13 protein-coding genes and 1 tRNA gene are annotated in these 17,778 nt (G+C 33.5%); 8 read left to right on the top strand and 6 right to left on the bottom strand.

The window, feature by feature from the left end; genetic code table 11:
* Positions 1-207 precede the first annotated feature (207 nt).
* A complete protein-coding gene (locus K3248_RS05900; protein WP_220717458.1) occupies positions 208-1,344 on the top strand; it encodes a site-specific DNA-methyltransferase in 1,137 nt (378 codons plus the stop codon).
* A gap of 269 nt (positions 1,345-1,613) precedes the next feature.
* Here the strand turns inward: K3248_RS05900 and mutY are convergent, their stop codons facing one another.
* Positions 1,614-2,672: an A/G-specific adenine glycosylase gene (gene mutY / locus K3248_RS05895; RefSeq protein WP_220717457.1), complete on the bottom strand. Its 1,059-nt coding sequence runs from the start codon at positions 2,670-2,672 to the stop codon at positions 1,614-1,616.
* 207 nt (positions 2,673-2,879) lie between these two features.
* On the opposite strand from mutY, the gene K3248_RS05890 reads away from it, so the two are divergent.
* The 3 genes from K3248_RS05890 (at position 2,880) to ppdK (ending at position 6,970) form a co-directional block, all read left to right on the top strand.
* Entirely contained in the window at positions 2,880-3,380 is a 501-nt protein-coding gene (locus K3248_RS05890; RefSeq protein ID WP_220717456.1) for a DUF721 domain-containing protein, read from the top strand.
* 78 nt (positions 3,381-3,458) lie between these two features.
* Positions 3,459-4,115 carry a DsbA family protein gene (locus K3248_RS05885; protein ID WP_220717455.1) on the top strand — a complete coding sequence of 219 codons (657 nt, stop codon included), beginning with the start codon at positions 3,459-3,461 and terminating at the stop codon, positions 4,113-4,115.
* A 179-nt stretch (positions 4,116-4,294) separates the two neighbouring features.
* The gene (gene ppdK, locus K3248_RS05880; RefSeq protein WP_220717454.1) at positions 4,295-6,970 is read left to right on the top strand and encodes a pyruvate, phosphate dikinase; all 2,676 of its coding nucleotides are present in this window, start codon (positions 4,295-4,297) and stop codon (positions 6,968-6,970) included.
* 196 nt (positions 6,971-7,166) lie between these two features.
* Here the strand turns inward: ppdK and K3248_RS05875 are convergent, their stop codons facing one another.
* Positions 7,167-7,742, bottom strand: a complete 576-nt coding sequence (locus tag K3248_RS05875; RefSeq protein WP_308765661.1) for a peptidoglycan-binding protein — start codon at positions 7,740-7,742, stop codon at positions 7,167-7,169.
* A gap of 1,104 nt (positions 7,743-8,846) precedes the next feature.
* On the opposite strand from K3248_RS05875, the gene K3248_RS05870 reads away from it, so the two are divergent.
* On the top strand, positions 8,847-9,218 hold the full coding sequence (locus K3248_RS05870) for a DUF5330 domain-containing protein (RefSeq protein WP_220717452.1): 372 nt from the start codon (positions 8,847-8,849) through the stop codon (positions 9,216-9,218).
* A 77-nt stretch (positions 9,219-9,295) separates the two neighbouring features.
* Positions 9,296-9,706, top strand: coding sequence for a SufE family protein (locus tag K3248_RS05865; protein ID WP_220717451.1), 411 nt, complete (start codon positions 9,296-9,298; stop codon positions 9,704-9,706).
* 101 nt (positions 9,707-9,807) lie between these two features.
* Here the strand turns inward: K3248_RS05865 and K3248_RS05860 are convergent, their stop codons facing one another.
* Entirely contained in the window at positions 9,808-10,245 is a 438-nt protein-coding gene (locus K3248_RS05860; RefSeq protein ID WP_220717450.1) for a Ros/MucR family transcriptional regulator, read from the bottom strand.
* An 862-nt stretch (positions 10,246-11,107) separates the two neighbouring features.
* Between K3248_RS05860 and K3248_RS05855 the strand changes: the two genes are divergently transcribed.
* Positions 11,108-13,201 carry a S9 family peptidase gene (locus K3248_RS05855; protein ID WP_220717449.1) on the top strand — a complete coding sequence of 698 codons (2,094 nt, stop codon included), beginning with the start codon at positions 11,108-11,110 and terminating at the stop codon, positions 13,199-13,201.
* 85 nt (positions 13,202-13,286) lie between these two features.
* Here the strand turns inward: K3248_RS05855 and K3248_RS05850 are convergent, their stop codons facing one another.
* Together K3248_RS05850 and K3248_RS05845 are read right to left on the bottom strand one after the other, a co-directional pair.
* On the bottom strand, positions 13,287-13,889 hold the full coding sequence (locus tag K3248_RS05850) for a superoxide dismutase (protein ID WP_220717448.1): 603 nt from the start codon (positions 13,887-13,889) through the stop codon (positions 13,287-13,289).
* A 674-nt stretch (positions 13,890-14,563) separates the two neighbouring features.
* Complete coding sequence (locus K3248_RS05845; protein ID WP_220717514.1) at positions 14,564-15,799, bottom strand: MFS transporter; 1,236 nt, start codon at positions 15,797-15,799, stop codon at positions 14,564-14,566.
* Positions 15,800-16,242: 443 nt separating this feature from the next.
* On the opposite strand from K3248_RS05845, the gene K3248_RS05840 reads away from it, so the two are divergent.
* Positions 16,243-16,317 (top strand) — tRNA-Gln (locus K3248_RS05840).
* A 607-nt stretch (positions 16,318-16,924) separates the two neighbouring features.
* On the opposite strand, the gene K3248_RS05835 is transcribed toward K3248_RS05840, so the two are convergent.
* Entirely contained in the window at positions 16,925-17,710 is a 786-nt protein-coding gene (locus K3248_RS05835; protein ID WP_220717447.1) for a DUF1499 domain-containing protein, read from the bottom strand.
* Positions 17,711-17,778: the final 68 nt, after the last annotated feature.

Below are 17,778 nucleotides of genomic sequence, written 5' to 3'. Positions count from 1 at the left end.
GATATGGGAACAAAACGTTGAAAGAAAGAAAAGTAAGAGTTTTTCATCATGAAATTCCTTTTCTTTTTTACAAAGAACAAAAATGAATACCAATTGTCTAGAAGTTTAACGATACGTTTACTCTATTTTGTAAATATGAGCTGATGATGCGGGCCTATAAACTATTTTGATTATAGGGCAATTTCATTTCATTTCGTTGGGTTTTTCATGACAATTATTCAGCTTCAAAAAGATTTCACTCGTACTCCCCCACAAACGCTATGGCGTAATAAAATTTTTAAAGGAGATTGTGTTGCAGTACTAGAAAAACTTCCAAAACATTCGGTTGATATGATTTTTGCGGATCCTCCTTATAATTTGCAATTGGACGGTGCTTTATATCGTCCAGATCATTCACTTGTTGATGCAGTTGATGATGCATGGGATCAATTTGAAAGTTTTGCTGCTTATGATGCTTTTACACGTGCATGGTTGCTAGCTTGTCGTCGTGTGTTGAAACCTAATGGAACACTTTGGGTTATTGGATCTTATCATAATATTTTTCGAGTTGGTACGGCATTACAAGATTTAGGATTTTGGATGCTAAATGATATTATTTGGCGTAAAAATAATCCTATGCCTAATTTTCGAGGACGTCGCTTTCAAAATGCTCATGAGACGCTTATTTGGGCTGTGAGAGATCAAAAGGATAAAAAATATACATTTAATTATGATGCTTTAAAAGCTGCGAATGAAGATCTACAAATGCGTTCAGATTGGCTTTTTCCGCTCTGTACTGGTGCAGAACGTTTAAAAGATGATGCAGGACGTAAATTACATCCAACACAAAAGCCACAAGCATTATTAGCGCGTATTATTATGGCTTCTAGTAAGCCTGGTGATGTCATTCTGGATCCATTTTTTGGTTCGGGAACAACAGGTGCTGTTGCCAAGCTTTTAGGGCGTGATTTTGTGGGAATTGAACGTGAGCAAGATTATATTGATGCAGCATGTGAGAGAATTGCGGCGGTTAAGCCGTTAGACAAACCAGAATTAGCGATTTTGGATAGAAAAAAAGCAGAACCACGTGTAGCATTTAACAGTTTGCTTGAAGCAGGATTACTGTATCCTGGAGAAGTTCTTTACGATCGAAAAAAACAAGTATCTGCTATTGTTAGAGCTGATGGTACGATCATGCATGCTGGTGAAGCAGGTTCTATTCATGCAATGGGACGAAAGGCCCAAGATTCGCAAAGCTGTAATGGTTGGACTTTTTGGTATTATGAGGAAAATGGACGGTTGAAGCCTATAGATAATTTAAGAATGATCATACGCTCACAGATGTTAAAAACGGGTGTTTTATAAACTGCGTTGCTAACAGCATGATTCTTTTATTTAAAGTACATCTCCTCTTGTATTAAGAGGAACATAGAAAGTATTCTTCTCCATATCAATATTGCTTATGATATGCATATAAGTATTTTTTCATGATTGATGATGAACAGATTAAAACGAAAAAACTGTACGATGTTTGATGCGCTCATTGTAAAGTATCATTATGTATCAATGTTCTTTATGAAAAAATGAAACACCACGTAGTAAATAAAAAAAATCATTTTTGCACGTAGGAAGAATTATTTAGATTTGAAAGAATTAGGAAGTGCTACGGAAATAGCTTTTTTCATGACTGTAGGAAGTGCTTCTTCGGCAAGATGCTGAATATCACACCACCAGCCATTTTTGCGATTCATTTTATGAACATTATCAGTATAGTAAACATCAAGTTTCAGAGAAAAATGGGTAAAAATATGTGTAATTTGCCCTTTAAATTGCCAATTAGCATTCAAAGGTGCACTTTGGAGTCCATTTTCGTCGTCTATTCCAATATTATTAGGAATTTGGGTCATACCACCAAGGAGTTTTTTTCCTTGTCGTTTTTCTAAATAAATTTGTCGCTTATGATTAAGTACCACGAAAGCGATGCTTGTTTTTAAAGGACGTTCTTTTTTAGGAGCTTTAACTGGAAAGGATTCTGTTTTTTGCATTTTTGCAGCTCTACATAAATTTTGAAGGGGGCAAAGGTAACAAGATGGTTGACGCGGTGTACAAATTAATGCACCCAAATCCATCATAGCTTGAGCAAAGTCACCAGGACGATTTAAAGCAATAATTTTGAGTGTTTTTTCTTTAATTTCAGCCTTTGCTTTTGGCAAAACTGAAGCGATCGCAAAGAGGCGCGTTATAACACGTTCAACATTGCTATCAACAACCGCTACAGGGTGATTAAAAGCAATTGCGGCGATGGCTGCAGCAGTGTAGTCTCCAATACCTGAGAGCGTTTGTAGGGCCTTTACAGATTGTGGAAATTGTCCACCGTAATTTTCCATAAGCTGCTGAGCACAATGTTTAAGGTTTCGTGCACGTGAATAATAACCAAGACCAGCCCACGCTTTCATAATATCGTCTTGTGAGGCTTTTGCTAAAGAAGAAAGGTCGGGCCAAAGTTTAAGAAATTTTTTAAAATAAGGTTTAACCGCTTCAACAGTTGTTTGTTGAAGCATGATTTCAGAAAGCCATACATGATAGGGATCAGGACGGATACCTTTTGTTTGTTCTTCAGGAGTAACACGCCATGGCAAATGACGGTGCTTTTGGTCGTACCAAGAAAGAAGGCGTGAAGAAATTTCATACATAATTGTTTTCAATCATAGAGAAATTTAAAATGCAAAATAAAAAGCATTTATTTTACAGTCTATGGTTTATTTTTAATTTTTATATTAGAGTTTCTTTGGTGAGAAACGAATGGGGTTTTGTTGATATTTGATGAAGTTTTTAAATAATTATTTTAAGATGAAAAAATAAGTATCATTTGGTAAATGACTGCATAATGATTTTGGAAAATGAGCCAACAATTTAAAAAGCGCTATTTTTATTCTCTTTCTGAGACAGCATCGCAAATACTTGATCCAGTTTTACGAAAACGAACAGGACTTAATATAGCACTTATAGAGCATTGGCCGCAGATTGTAGGTTATGATATTGGTGAATACACAATGCCACTTAAAATTCTTTGGAAACGTCGTGCCGATCAAGATGAAGTTTTTGAACCTGCAACACTTATTGTGGCATGTGAAGGGTATTCTGCTTTAAAACTGCTGCATGAAACAGATGAATTACTGCATAAAATTAATGGCTTTTTGGGATATATTGCTATAAATCGCATCAAGATTGAACAAAGGCACATATCAATTCGCACGAATCATTTACCTAGGAAGCCAGCTTTGAGTGAAAAAGATAAAAAATACATAGAACAAATGCTTGAGGAAGTTGAAAATAAAAATCTTCGCCAATCACTTTATAAACTTGGTTGTTGCATTTTTACAGAAAAAAATAATAAATAACAAGATATCTTATATATTTTTAGTATATAATAAAATATCAAATTTTATTCGTTTAATAACAATAGAAAAGTATTATTTATGATAAAGTGTCGTTCCTTTAGATCTTTCGGGATAATTTTTCTTTTAATGATCATCACACAAATCAATGTATCGACGACTATTGCTAGTGATCCTAAACCAGTTGCAACTGTTGATATGGCTGAAGTTCTTCAATCGGGAAAAGTGCAGGATCGATTTGAGGGTGAGGCGAATGCACCAGTAATAATTGTTGAATATGCTTCATTAACCTGTGTTCATTGTGCACATTTTTATAATGATGTCCTTCCTCAAATACGTAAAAAATATATCAAAACGGGAAAAGTAAAACTTATTTTCCGTGATTATGCTTTTGATCCTCGGGCAACAGCAGGTTTTATGTTAGCACGGTGTGCACCAGAAGATCGTTATTTTCCGCTGATAGAAGTTTTATTTCAAAAACAGAATGATTGGGTTTGGGCAAAAGATGCTCTAACACCGTTGAAGAAAATTAGCTTAATGGCAGGTTTTACAGATGAAAGTTTTAATGCTTGTCTTAAGAATCAAACTATTTTAGATGAAGTGAATGCATCTTTTGAACGTGGTAAAGAGCTTGGTGTCAAGGCAACTCCTACTTTTTTTATTAATGGTCATAAGTATGAAGGTGCTATGAAGGTAGAAGATTTTTCTTCGATAATTGATAGTTTTCTTAAAAATTAAATCGTCTTTCTAGAAGATGGGGATTGTAACTGTACTCATTTCCTTTTGGAAAAGTTTATATTATGCACTTATAAAGCAGTATGTTCTTCGGTTTATTCAATTTTGAATCAAAACATTGTTTTTAACAATAAAGCTTAGGCCACATAGTATTTTGATAGTGATATGGGAGAATTTATACGATGACAAAATGGGTTTATAGTTTTGGGGATGGCCAAGCAGAAGGAAGTGCCAGTGAGCGTAATCTTCTTGGTGGAAAAGGAGCTAACTTGGCAGAAATGAGTAATCTTGGTTTGCCTGTACCTCCAGGATTTACTCTTACAACAGAAGTTTGTAATTTTTATTATACATATGATAAATCATATCCGGAAGAATTACGGGAAGTTGTTAAACAAGCGCTGCAACGTGTTGGTGAACAAACAGGTCGTGCATTTGGTAATGAAAAAAAACCTCTTTTACTCTCTGTTCGCTCAGGTGCTCGTGCTTCTATGCCAGGAATGATGGATACAGTGCTAAACCTTGGTATGAATGATGAGACTGTGAAAGCAATTGCTTTACAAGCCAATAATGAACGTTTTGCTTATGATAGTTATCGCCGTTTTATCCAAATGTATTCTAACGTTGTTTTAGGGTTGGATCATGCGTATTTTGAAGAGATTCTGGATGAGTTAAAAGCACGTAATGGTTATGATGTTGACACAGAAATGACAGCAGATGATTGGAAAGATGTTATTATTTCCTATAAGGCATATGTCGAAGAAAAGTTAGGGAAACCTTTTCCACAGGATCCTGAACAACAGTTATGGGGGGCGATTGGAGCAGTTTTTTCAAGTTGGATGACAGCACGTGCGATCACTTATCGTCGATTACATAATATTCCTGAAAGTTGGGGAACAGCTGTCAATATACAAGCAATGGTATTTGGTAATATGGGGGAAGATTCGGCAACGGGTGTTGCTTTTACGCGCAATCCATCGACAGGAAAAAAAGAGCTTTATGGTGAGTTTTTAGTTAATGCACAAGGTGAAGATGTTGTGGCGGGTATTCGGACGCCCCAAAATATTACAGAAAATGCACGTATTGCTGCTGATTCAAATAAGCCATCTTTAGAGAAAATTATGCCAGAAGCTTTTTTAGAGTTATGTCAGATTGCTCAGAAACTCGAACAGCATTATAGGGATATGCAAGATCTTGAATTTACTATTGAAAAGGGTAAGTTATGGATGTTGCAGACACGTTCAGGAAAAAGAACGGCTCGCGCAGCTCTAAAGATAGCGATTGAAATGGTGAAAGAGGGATTGATAAGTCGTGAAGAGGCGGTGATGCGCATTGATGCAAAATCACTGGACCAACTTCTTCATCCAACACTTGATCCTAAAGCAGCGCGTTTTGTTGTAGCACGGGGTTTACCCGCTTCTCCTGGAGCAGCAACGGGTGAAGTTGTTTTTACTTCGCAAGAGGCAGAAACTGCATCGGCAGAAGGACGAAAAATTATTTTGGTACGGGTTGAAACAAGCCCAGAAGATATTCATGGTATGCATGCTGCAGAAGGAATTTTAACAACGCGTGGTGGTATGACAAGCCATGCTGCTGTTGTAGCACGTGGGATGGGAAAACCGTGTATTGCTGGCGCGGGCAGTGTACGAATTGATTATAACACAAACACAATGTTTGCTGCAGGAGAAAGTTTTAAAAAAGGCGATGTCATTACAATCGATGGTGGAAGTGGAGAGGTTTTTAAAGGGAAAGTTGCAATGTTACAACCTGAACTTTGCGGAGATTTTGCAACATTGATGGAGTGGGCGGATGGAATGCGGCGTATAAAAGTTCGTGCTAATGCTGAAACACCATCTGATGCACGTATGGGGCGCTCTTTTGGGGCAGAAGGTATTGGTCTTTGCCGTACAGAGCACATGTTTTTTTCTGGTGAACGCATCATTGCTATGCGTGAAATGATTTTAAGTGCTGATGAAACGGGTCGTCGTAACGCGTTAGATAAGCTTTTACCAATGCAGCGCTCAGATTTTGTTGAGTTGTTTGAAATTATGTGTGGTTTACCTGTGACTATTCGCTTACTTGATCCACCTTTACATGAATTTTTACCCAAGACAGATGCAGAAATTTTGGATGTTGCAAAAGTTATGGGAGTATCTGCGGAAGTACTTTTTGAACGTGCGCAACAATTACATGAATTTAATCCAATGCTTGGATTAAGAGGATGTCGTTTAGCTATTACTTATCCTGAAATTGCAGAAATGCAAGCGCGAGCAATTTTTGAAGCAGCAGCAGAAGCTGCTCAAAAATCTAACGCTCCTGTTATGCTGGAAATTATGATTCCGCTTATTGCACTGAAATCTGAGCTGGATTTTGTAAAAGCGCGTATTGATCAGGTCGCTAACGAAGTGATGAAGGAGAAGGGGAATAATATTCACTACATAGTTGGGACGATGATTGAACTTCCAAGAGCAGCTCTTCGTGCAGATGAAATTGCGGAAACTGCAGAGTTTTTTTCATTTGGAACAAACGATTTAACTCAAACGACTTTTGGTATTTCTCGTGATGATGCAGCGCCTTTTTTGGCAACGTATTTTCAAAAAGGACTTTTGGAACAAGATCCTTTTGTATCTATTGATCGTGACGGAGTAGGGGAGCTTATTACTATTGCTGCACAGCGTGGACGTTCACAGCGTGCAAAAATTAAATTAGGAATTTGTGGAGAACATGGAGGTGATCCTGCTTCCATCGCTTTATGTGAAGAAAATAACCTAGATTACGTTTCATGCTCCCCTTTTCGGGTGCCAATTGCGCGTTTAGCGGCTGCACAATCGGCAATTGTAAAAAGATATAAAGAATCCTAAATATTTTAAATTTTGTGATAGTTGCGCTACTCGAAAAAATAGTCTTGTTTACTTGAAAATAAACAAGAGATACCAACATATTTTCTTAAGATATATGCATAAAAAACTGCATTTAAAATCAATTTATAGGAATGAATATAAAAAAATAGTATATTATCTGTGTATTTTTAGTATCTATTTTATAGATTACTTTTTCTCAATTTAATAAGCCAATTTCATGCATTTTCATTAAAATAGTGTTATCAATCTGTCCTGTTATAGGAAGATGAAATGTTTTTTGAAACTGTTTTAAGGCATCTACCGTTTTTTGATCTTCTATACCTGTGGCTTCAACCTCTTGGTTTCCAAAAATACGTAAAGCTTTTTGGACGCGTATAATATCTGCAACAGAAAGCTTTAAAACAGTTGTGTTTAAATAAGGAAGGTCTTTTTTCTGTGTTTTTTCATTTTCCATCTCCATTTCACTACGTTTAATTAATAATGCGATTTCATCATTGGCGGAGTTTGATAAAATATTCTTTTGTTTCCATAATGCGATGGCATGGCGTGTTTTAGGTCCTTCCAGTCCATCTAATGGACCATTATAAAGTCCTAATTTTGCCAGCTTTTTTTGCGTTCTTAACACATTTTCTGACAAAAAGTGTGAAGATGTGCTTTTATCTACGTCACTTGAAAAAGGTATAGGAATAACATGAGGCGCGGTTTGAATTTTTTTTTCTTTTTTGGATAGAAAAAAAATTTTTTCTCTACTTTGAATGGGCAAAAACTTCATTTTAGTCCATTCCCCTTGAGGTATTTGCATTTGAGAAAATAAGGCATTAAATGAGACAAATACAAAACTAATGGTAAAAAGAAGAGATCCAACAAAAAATAAAGCATTTTTTGTCATACAGAAATAAAGCGTTCTTATTATCCAAAAAAGAAAACGGCCACTTATAAAAAGAAGTGTTATAAAAAAACTTTTATAATATTTACGTTGTTTTATGTTTTTTTTTCTACGCATCTTCTGTTTTTTGATCATTATTTTATATTTTTAACTGCGATGGTTTTCTTCACAGAAATGAACATAAATTCTTTTTAATTTCTGTGTGAAGAAGTGTATTTACATTGTTCTTCGTTCCTTTCATGAGCAAGCTGCTTATATCAATGTATAAATTTGTTAATCAACAAGAGCTTTCATTCATTTTTCTTTCATATCTTATGGTACTTTAAATGATGTATAAAAAGAGCTCCCAATGATGCAATGGCGTTTTTTGCTTATAAATCACATTGTTTTTACATAATTCGTGAAATGACAATACTCATCCCATATTATCATATTTTTGACGCATATATTTAATGATTTTTATAAATAAAATTGAGATACATTTGATACGGTGAAGAGTTGATTTTTGTATCTAAATATCTTTCATGCATGCGTTTTTATCTCCGTGTAATAACGTGATGCGCATAATCGCTTTTCAATAGAGTACATGCTCTTGTATAAATCCACTTTACTAATATTCCATAAATATCAAAAAATATGGTTTTTATAGTATCTGTCAGAAGATAGGTTATTTGTTTGATTTTTATAGTTTTACATTTGTACTGTTGATGAAAAGGGAAAGTACAACCTAGCTCTATAGTAACTTTATCTCTCAATTATTATTTATGCTCTTATTTTCACTATGTGATTTTGATGTTAATTTTTTAACGAAAAGGTAACAGATCCTATTTTTGCACAACAAAATTATCTTTTATGATAAGATAGTTTGTGATACACGTTTCACGAGTTTGTGTTCAGTTTTATAAGAATCATTTTATAAATTTTTTATAAAGAAAAAGAGTATAGGCTGTTGCTTTTATTGCATTTACAATTGCGGTAGACTGGCTGTTTATGATACGTTTTTTAATTAAATTATCATTTTTTTTGTTTTTTATTTTTCTTATTATTTCATTTTTTGTAGCAAAGCCAAGTAACAACCATTCTTCTATGTACAAAAATAATGAGGCAACAACGAGTGATATAATGATTGCTCTAAAAGAAGCTTTGAATGATTTAGGTAAGTTTTGTGATCGTAATATAGAAACTTGCAAAGTCGGAAAAGCCTTTTTAAGCTCACTTGGCGAGCGTGCATATTATGGTGCAAGAGCAGTTTATGATTATTTGGGACATATGTTAAATGACAAAAATATGGCTGCTTCTCCAAATCTTACTCCCAAAACAGAAACACAAATACCATACAAGAAACATATATCATTCTCTTGAAATAAAAACTTTTAATGTTCTTCATGGTATTATGCTAAGAAAATAAAGATTTATTGACATAAAATAGGGCAGAGGTGATGGTGGAAACGATCGATAAGATTATAGAAAACTTTTCTTTTTTGGATAATTGGGAAGATCGTTATCGCTATGTGATTGAACTTGGCCATGAATTACCACCTTTTCCAGAAAGTGCTCGAAATGATGCTCACAAAGTTCCCGGTTGTGTTAGCCAAGTATGGCTTTTATCTTCACGCAATAATTCAGAAAATCCTATACTAACGTTTCAAGGTGATTCTGATGCCCATATTGTTCGCGGACTTATCTACATTCTTATTTCTTTTTATTCAGGAAAAAAAGCCTCTGAAATTCGTAATGCTGATGCTGAAGGGCTTTTTGAAAGACTTGGATTAAATGAAAATCTTACGCCACAACGATCGAATGGTCTAAAATCTATGATTAAACGGATTCGTAATGAAAGTGATATATAAAAACTAAAGCTTCATAACGGATGCTATAAAGTTCTCATAGAAATACACCTCTCTAAAAGTATTTTTTATGTATTAAGAATAATCACTTCTCCGAAATGCAATTACTTGATTTTTTTCCGTTTGCTTTTGCGTCCAAGCCCCATTTCTTTTGCTAAAGCTGAACGCGCCTTTGCATAATTGGGTGCGACCATAGGATAAGAACTGTCTAATTGCCATTTTTCACGATATTCTTCTGGCAACATTCCATAATGTGTCATGAGATGACGCTTTAAAGATTTAAACTTTTTTCCATCTTCAAGGCAAATAAGATAATCGGGAAAGATTGAACGCTTTGGATTAACTGCAGGCCTTTGCTTTTCTACTTCTACTTCTGTTAATTCTACATTCCCAGCTTTACGAAAAGCAGCATGAACATCAGCAATCAAGCTTGGCACTTCAGTCGGTCGGATCGAGTTATTACTCACGTAAGCAGCAACAATATCAGCGACTAATGTAATAACTAAATTGCTTTCAGTCTCTAAGACTGGACGATGTTCCATTCTTGTTTCCTTTAATTTAAAATCGAGATATCACTGGCACTCACACTGATAATAGAGCGATCCCATGCACGTAGGTTTCATATTGTACAAAAATCTTTTTTGTCAATTCAATTATTCTATAAAATTGCCAAAACATAAAAAAATCAAATAAATACCTCTTTTTCGTCATAATTTATAATAAGAATAACAAGCATTATTTTTCGTTGACACAGTTTTATTCTCTAAAAGATCATGGATAAAAAATGAATCTATCATAGATATAAAAAACAATATAGCATAAAACTATTTATTTTTTAGTAAAAAAAGAAATAAAAATATTAAAAATAAAGTCATAATATATATAATAAATCTTTTATTTTATATATTTATAATATTATAGTTTATTATTTATATTTATAAATTTCTCAATTCTATTTCATACAAGGATTTTTTAATAAAAAAACAATGAACACAATAAAAAATTAAATTATATATAAGAGATGTAGAACTTTATAGAGCAATGAATAAGGGAATGTTATATAATGATATATGAGAATGATACAGAAGGCACTATGCTATAATGTCTATATTCTCAATTTATTTCCTATTCTAAAATAACTTTATGATTTATATGCAAAAATTCGTTTTCTTGTTTGAAGAAGCATTCGATTCGTTTATAAAAAATTCTTATTTTAACTTACTTGTGAAATGAGGGTACTTTTATAAAAAATAATCTCTGTGAGATACTATAGAAGTACAGAGTTCACTTATGGAAGCCATTATTACTATTTTGCAAATAAGTTGCGTTTGTAGATCGGAGCACTTGAATGATCTAATTCTAACAGATAAATGAACTATAAATATATTTTATATAGGATTTAGTATGACGTGCTCTTCAATATTTCCACCAAAAGCATCTAAAATTATTCATAAAGATATGTATTACGGTATTTGTCGTGATGATCCTTACCATTGGTTGCGTGCGTCTAATTGGCAAGACGTTTTTAAAGATCCTAGCTGTCTTGACGAAAATATTCGGCGTCATCTTGAAAAAGAAAATGCTTACCAATCTGCCCAAATGGCTGATACAAAATCATTACAGAATTTGCTTTTTGAAGAAATGAAAGGTCGCATCCAAGAAAATGATAGTTCTGTTCCTGTAAAACAGGGTTCTTTTGCTTACGGATTTTCCTATGTTACCGGAGGTCAACAACCACATTATTTTCGTACTCCAAGGGATGGAGGGGAAAAAAATGTTTATCTGAATGGTGATTCTTTAGCAGAAGGTAAAGAATATTTTAGTTTTGGTTCGGTTGAAATATCTCCAGATCACACACATGCTGTATGGACTTATGATGATAAAGGGTCAGAGTTTTACAAAGCTAAAGTTCGTAATTTAGAAACATTATCTGACTGTACAGATACAATTACTGATACTTCGGGACATATTGTGTGGGATGCTAAATCGGAAGGTTTTTTCTATACGAAGATGGACAAAAATCATCGGCCTTCGGAGCTTTATTACCATCGCTTGAATACTGATCCATTACAAGACAAGCTGATTTTTCGTGAAGATAATCCAGGTTTTTTCTTATATGTAAGTGGTTCTAAACTTAATGATGTTATTTATATTAATATTCATGATCATGAAACATCAGAAATTTGGCTGATACCTGCTGAAGATCCTCTTGCAACTCCTCAATGTGTAAGAAAGCGACAAAAAGGTATTGAATACTCTCTTACAGAGGGTGGAGATGTCTTTTATATTCTTACTAATCTAGATAACGCAAAAGACTTCAAAATCATGGTAGCGCCGTATACAGCTCCACAGTCAGAAAATTGGTCTGATTTTGTACCACATCAGCTTGGACGCTTGATCATATCTCATGATGCTTATCAAGGTTTTCTTGTTTGGCTTGAACGCTTTGAGGGACTTCCGCGAATACAAGTAATGGAACGTACTACACAACAAGTTCACTCCATTGTTTTTACAGAAGAAGCATATTCTTTAGGATTACAGGGTGCAGCTGAATATAATAGTCAAACTATTCGTTTTTCTTATTCTTCTATGACAACACCCGATCAAGTTTTTGACTATGAGATGAAATGTCGCAAACGCGTACTTTTAAAAACGCAAATAATTCCTTCAGGACATAATAAAGATGAATATATAACACGACGTATTATGGCAATTGCAGATGACGGTGAGAAAATTCCTATCTCCCTTTTTTATCATAAGACTACAGCTCTTGATGGTAGTGCACCTTGTTTACTTTACGGTTATGGAGCTTATGGAATCTCTATTCCTGCCAGTTTTAGTAGCACTGTGCTTTCATTGGTTAATAGAGGCTTTATTTATGCCATTGCTCATATTCGTGGAGGAAAAGAAAAGGGCATTGAATGGTATGAGAAAGGAAAACATCTCTTTAAGTACAATACATTTACTGATTTTATTGCTTGTGGGCGCTATCTTGTAAGCAATAAATTTACAGCTCATGATCGCCTTATTGCGCAGGGTGGTTCTGCAGGGGGAATGCTAATGGGAGCTATCGCTAATATAGCGCCACAAGATTTTGTTGGAATTGTAGCGAATGTGCCTTTTGTTGATGTTTTAACAACTATGCTAGATGCTTCATTACCACTCACGCCTCCAGAATGGCCTGAATGGGGAAATCCCCTAGAATCACAAGAAGATTATAATCTTATCGCTTCTTATTCACCTTATGATAATGTTAAGATTCAAAAATATCCCTCGATGCTTGTGACTGCTGGATTAACAGATCCACGTGTGACTTATTGGGAACCAGCAAAATGGGTGGCAAAATTGCGTGACTTAAAAACAGATGATAATAAAATTTTATTCCGTATTAATATGGATTCAGGACATGCTGGTGCAGCTGGACGTTTTTCAAAATTGGAAGAAATTGCATATATTTATGCATATATTTTAAAAATAGCAGGCAAAAACTCTACTTAAAGAACTACAATTTTTTTCTTTTAAAAAGCTCCATAATTTATTAAATCATGGAGCTTTAGTAGAAAAGAAGAATTCTGTAAACAGTTTAGAGCTTACAATCTTCGTAAAGTTCTAATACATAATCCCAATTAATTAAATTATCCACAAAAGCCTCAAGATATTTCGGGCGCGCATTGCGATAATCAATGTAATAAGAATGTTCCCATACATCAATACCTAGAATAGGTTGAGCATCATGGATCAAAGGGTTTTCACCGTTAGGCGTTTTCATAATTTCAAGTTTACCATCTTTAACAGCAACCCACGCCCATCCTGAACCAAATTGAGTACTAGCAGCAGCAATAAAATCAGCGCGAAATTTATCATATCCGCCAAGATCAGTTTCAAAAGCTTTTTCTAGTTTTTCAGGCAGTTTGCGACCACCTCCATCTTTTTTCATCCAATGCCAAAAATGGTTATGGTTGTAATATTGAGCGGCATTATTAAATAAACCAATATTTTGCGTAAAACTTTTCTTTACAATATTATCAAGACTCTCATTTTCTAAACCCAAATCTTTTACAAAATTATTGGTATTAGTAAGATAAGCAAGATGATGCTTATCATGGTGGTATTCAAGCGTTTCACGTGACATATAAGGTGAAAGAGCATCATAATCATAAGGCAACGCGGCCAATTCAAAAGCCATTTAAAAATCTCCTCGATTCTAATTGTTATATTTCACTCCACCAACCTAATTTGCCATTTACATCATATAAAAGCAAATATTGAATATTACAGATACCAACTTTGTTGTTATAATCTTTTATTCATAAAGGCAGTTTTGAGGGATGCACTTATGTACTCAGTAAAAGGATTATTTTTTGCCATAATTCTAATACTGAAACAATTTACATGTTTGCTGTTTCATTGAAAAGACAAATATAGGCTTTGAAAAATTAAAAAGTGATATAAACACTTTATTAATTGGTAAGTTTATGTGCTCAAATATTTTTTCAATATCAAAGAAAGTGTCTTCATTGATTATATTGCCACTTTATTCCTACGTATTTTAGTGATTGTTATTACAATATTTGCGCTAGAGTGTTGGTAATTATTGTTTGTCGAGATTTACAATGTCTTATAAGCTAAATTATGATGAACGCTCTGCATATATTAGTTAAGGCAGATATCTTTTCTGATATAAATAAAGACTCCTATTACTTCATTATTTTTGAGATAAAATAACTGTTGTAAAATCTGGCAAATGAATGCTGTTCTACGTAAAATCATTAAAAATCAATAGGAAATATAAAGAATTGTGTTTTAAATATCATGAACGAACTATTTTAGAAAAAAGAAACACTATATGTCTATAAAAGATCAATGATTGTCATCTACTATCGTGTTAAGAGGTTTTAATTCTTTATTTTTATTAATTTTTATAACACTAATCATTCCAGTGAAAATAATGAATGCAGACATCATTAAAAATGCGCTCATTAATCCCACAAGTGTAAAAAGTCCAGCAATAAAGCCAGATATTGCTTCAGCAGAATTTGCTAGAGTTGAAAAGGTTCCAAAACTCTTCCCCAAATTTTCATGATGAGCGTATAATTGAATTGCTGAAACTAAACTAATATCCACAAATGCGCCAATAAATCCTAAAACAAAGGCTAGCCCTAGAATTAGTTTTAAAGAAAGGATTGCCGCTAAAGGTATAACTAACAGAATAATTCCATAGAGAAGCCAAAATACCATGAGCTTCAATGATGTAACCTTTAATATAACTTTACTATATAATAAACCACCTAAAATCGTTCCCAAAGCAATGAGAGAAAAAACATAACTCACAAAGTTTTCTTTTTCTCCCATAGAAAGAATAAAAGCTGGAATTAAAAATCTTAAAATTGCACCAGTAAAGAGAATAGCAAACGATGAGCCAACAAGCGTAATAAATAAAGTATTATTTTCTGTAGAAATATATTTAAGATAGGAAGCTGTTTCTCGATAAATTTTTATAAAATTGAATGATTTACCCTCATTTGAATCCAAAATTATGAGATTAAGTAACACTATAATAGATATAAGATAGGTAAAAAAATCAAAAATGAGCACTGCCGATTTACTTGCTAAAAAAAGCAGTACCGAACAAACTAAAGGACCAATGACGGATGCAGTTTCCTCTATAATTTGTGCAATGCTATTGGCCTTTGTCTGATCCTTGATTGCAAATATTCTGGGAATAGCCGCTTGAAAACTGGGTTGAAAAATACTTCTTCCGATTGTTGTACATATTGCTGCCAAAATAAGAACAATAATATGTGCCGTCTCTGTTATGTAGGTTATAAAAATGAATAATGAGGCTAATAATCTCACAAATTCACTTAAGATCATATTTTTCTTCAAAGAAAAATTATCCGCTAACCAACCTCCTATAGGACCAAAAAAGAGAAAAGGGATAAATCGAAAAAAATACACAAGACCTGTAAAAAAATAATTATCTGTTAATTCTAAGATAAGTAAAATAAAAACAACTTCATAAGCATAATCACCAACTTTAGAAATAAAGAGAGACAAAAAAAGAGTTAATGGGCTCTTTTTTAAAAATAAATTCATATCATCCATCCGATATCGCTTTTTCTACACTTAAAGTTGCGCGCCTTTTAATCCAATTGGTGATATGAACTTCAAAGAAACTGTATGTTCTCATCAATCGCTTAATAAGTTAATAAAAAACGTTTAAAGAAATACGTATCATTATACAAGAATTTAGACTAACAGTTTTATTTTATTAGAATTAACAGGCTATTATCATACATACACAAGCTCTTTTTTAGCGATAAAACTCTCTTTTTCATTTTTCAAAGATTCTCTATGATGTACTTCTCCATAGAGGGGTTTAAACAAAAATAAGTTTCTGTTATGAGTTTTATATTAATATAATGTTGAAGAAGGTTTCAAAATTTTATAATAAAAAGTGAGAGCTTTGATTTTCAGATATTGCACACATTCATGGGAATCGCTATAAGATGCAAGCGTGTTTAAGGGCGTTCTTCTTTTGGGGTATAGCCAAGCGGTAAGGCACCGGTTTTTGGTACCGGCATTCCCTGGTTCGAATCCAGGTACCCCAGCCAGCACTTAGTGAAATAAGTAAGTTGTGGGAAAGCGCGGGAAGTGTATTTCTATTGATTCTTTTAATCTATTTTCTATCAACTTTTAGTAAGGTAATATTATCTTATCTTCAGTTTAGCTAAAAATCGCTTTCATTTGTAAAAAATATAATATTATCAGTATGCGTTTCTGCTAACTTTCTGAATTTGCGTAGTGATTTGTAATGTTTTTTGCATTGCAAACTTTATAAAGCAGATTCTACCGACTTTCTTTGATTATTTTTTGGTCTTCTCTAGCACAAATAAATGTTTCATGATGAATCGCTTCGATTTCAAGTGTTTATCTTATGTATGCAATACTAACTTATGAATATCTATTTTAGGGTGACATTGATGGTATGTTTTTTATCAAAAATAAGTTATTTGAAATAATTATGGTAAAAGTAAATAAAATACTTATGAGTTCTCTATTGATACGCTGATGGATAAGCTTACAGAAGATGATATAAGCTTCTTAGGAAATGAAAATGTGGATTTTGTATATAAAAGCTAGGGATACCAGTTCTCATTTATATTAAAATTTATTGAAAAATAAGCTTTTTTATTTAAAAAGAGTATTGTTCTTCAATTTTTATTCATTCTTCTGGGAAAGAGGAAGTGAAGCAATTTCTGTATCAAGTGCATCCATAAAATTGATAATAAATGCAGCATTCGTACCTAAATCTCTTGGCAAATAACGTGAAGCAGAACGCATATCGACAAAAGTTGTATTTCCTTCATCGGTTAAACGTATCACAATATCTGAAATGAAGTTAAGATAAGGGGTTTTTGCTATCGTTTCAATATAAATTTCATGTTCTTCGCCTTTGAACTCTCGTTGAGCAATAATAGGCCAATCGTAAGTCGCTAAAACATTGAGAACAGAGTCGCGGATACGATCAGGAGAACCATCATAACGACGTCCTGATATTTCCGGCCATTGTGACATTTGTAATGCTTCTTGTTCGATTAAAACACTTTTAAGCGGTAAAGCATCATTGGGGCGTATTGTGCGAAAAAAAGCTGGTGGTCTTCGTGTATCAGTAGAAACATCGTGAAGAGCTGGTAAAGAAAACCAAAGTCCAAACAATAATACTAATGGTGTACCTGTAATGAATGAATAAATAATTCCTTTTAAAGCTTTCATTCCCCCTAGAGCACCATATATCCATAAGCTGTAAAGTGCTTTAAATGCAAAAAAAAGGGAAAAAACAATACAACAAGTAGAGATTATTATCAAAATGATGAAGTTTGATATGTTAATTATGGAAAAACGTTGTAAAATTATTGAAAATAATAAAATAAAAAATGCTAATCCACCAAAACGAGGTGACCAAACCGCTGCTCTTGAAACAAATCGAATATATTTCTTTTTCATGAAGTTTGCATCTCCCTCAATTGCAAAACATAAGAAAATTTTTTTAGGATTTTTTCTTACAAAAAGCT

Source organism: Bartonella raoultii, assembly GCF_019659805.1.
GTDB lineage: Bacteria > Pseudomonadota > Alphaproteobacteria > Rhizobiales > Rhizobiaceae > Bartonella > Bartonella raoultii.
This window is presented reverse-complemented; position numbering and strand designations above follow the sequence as displayed.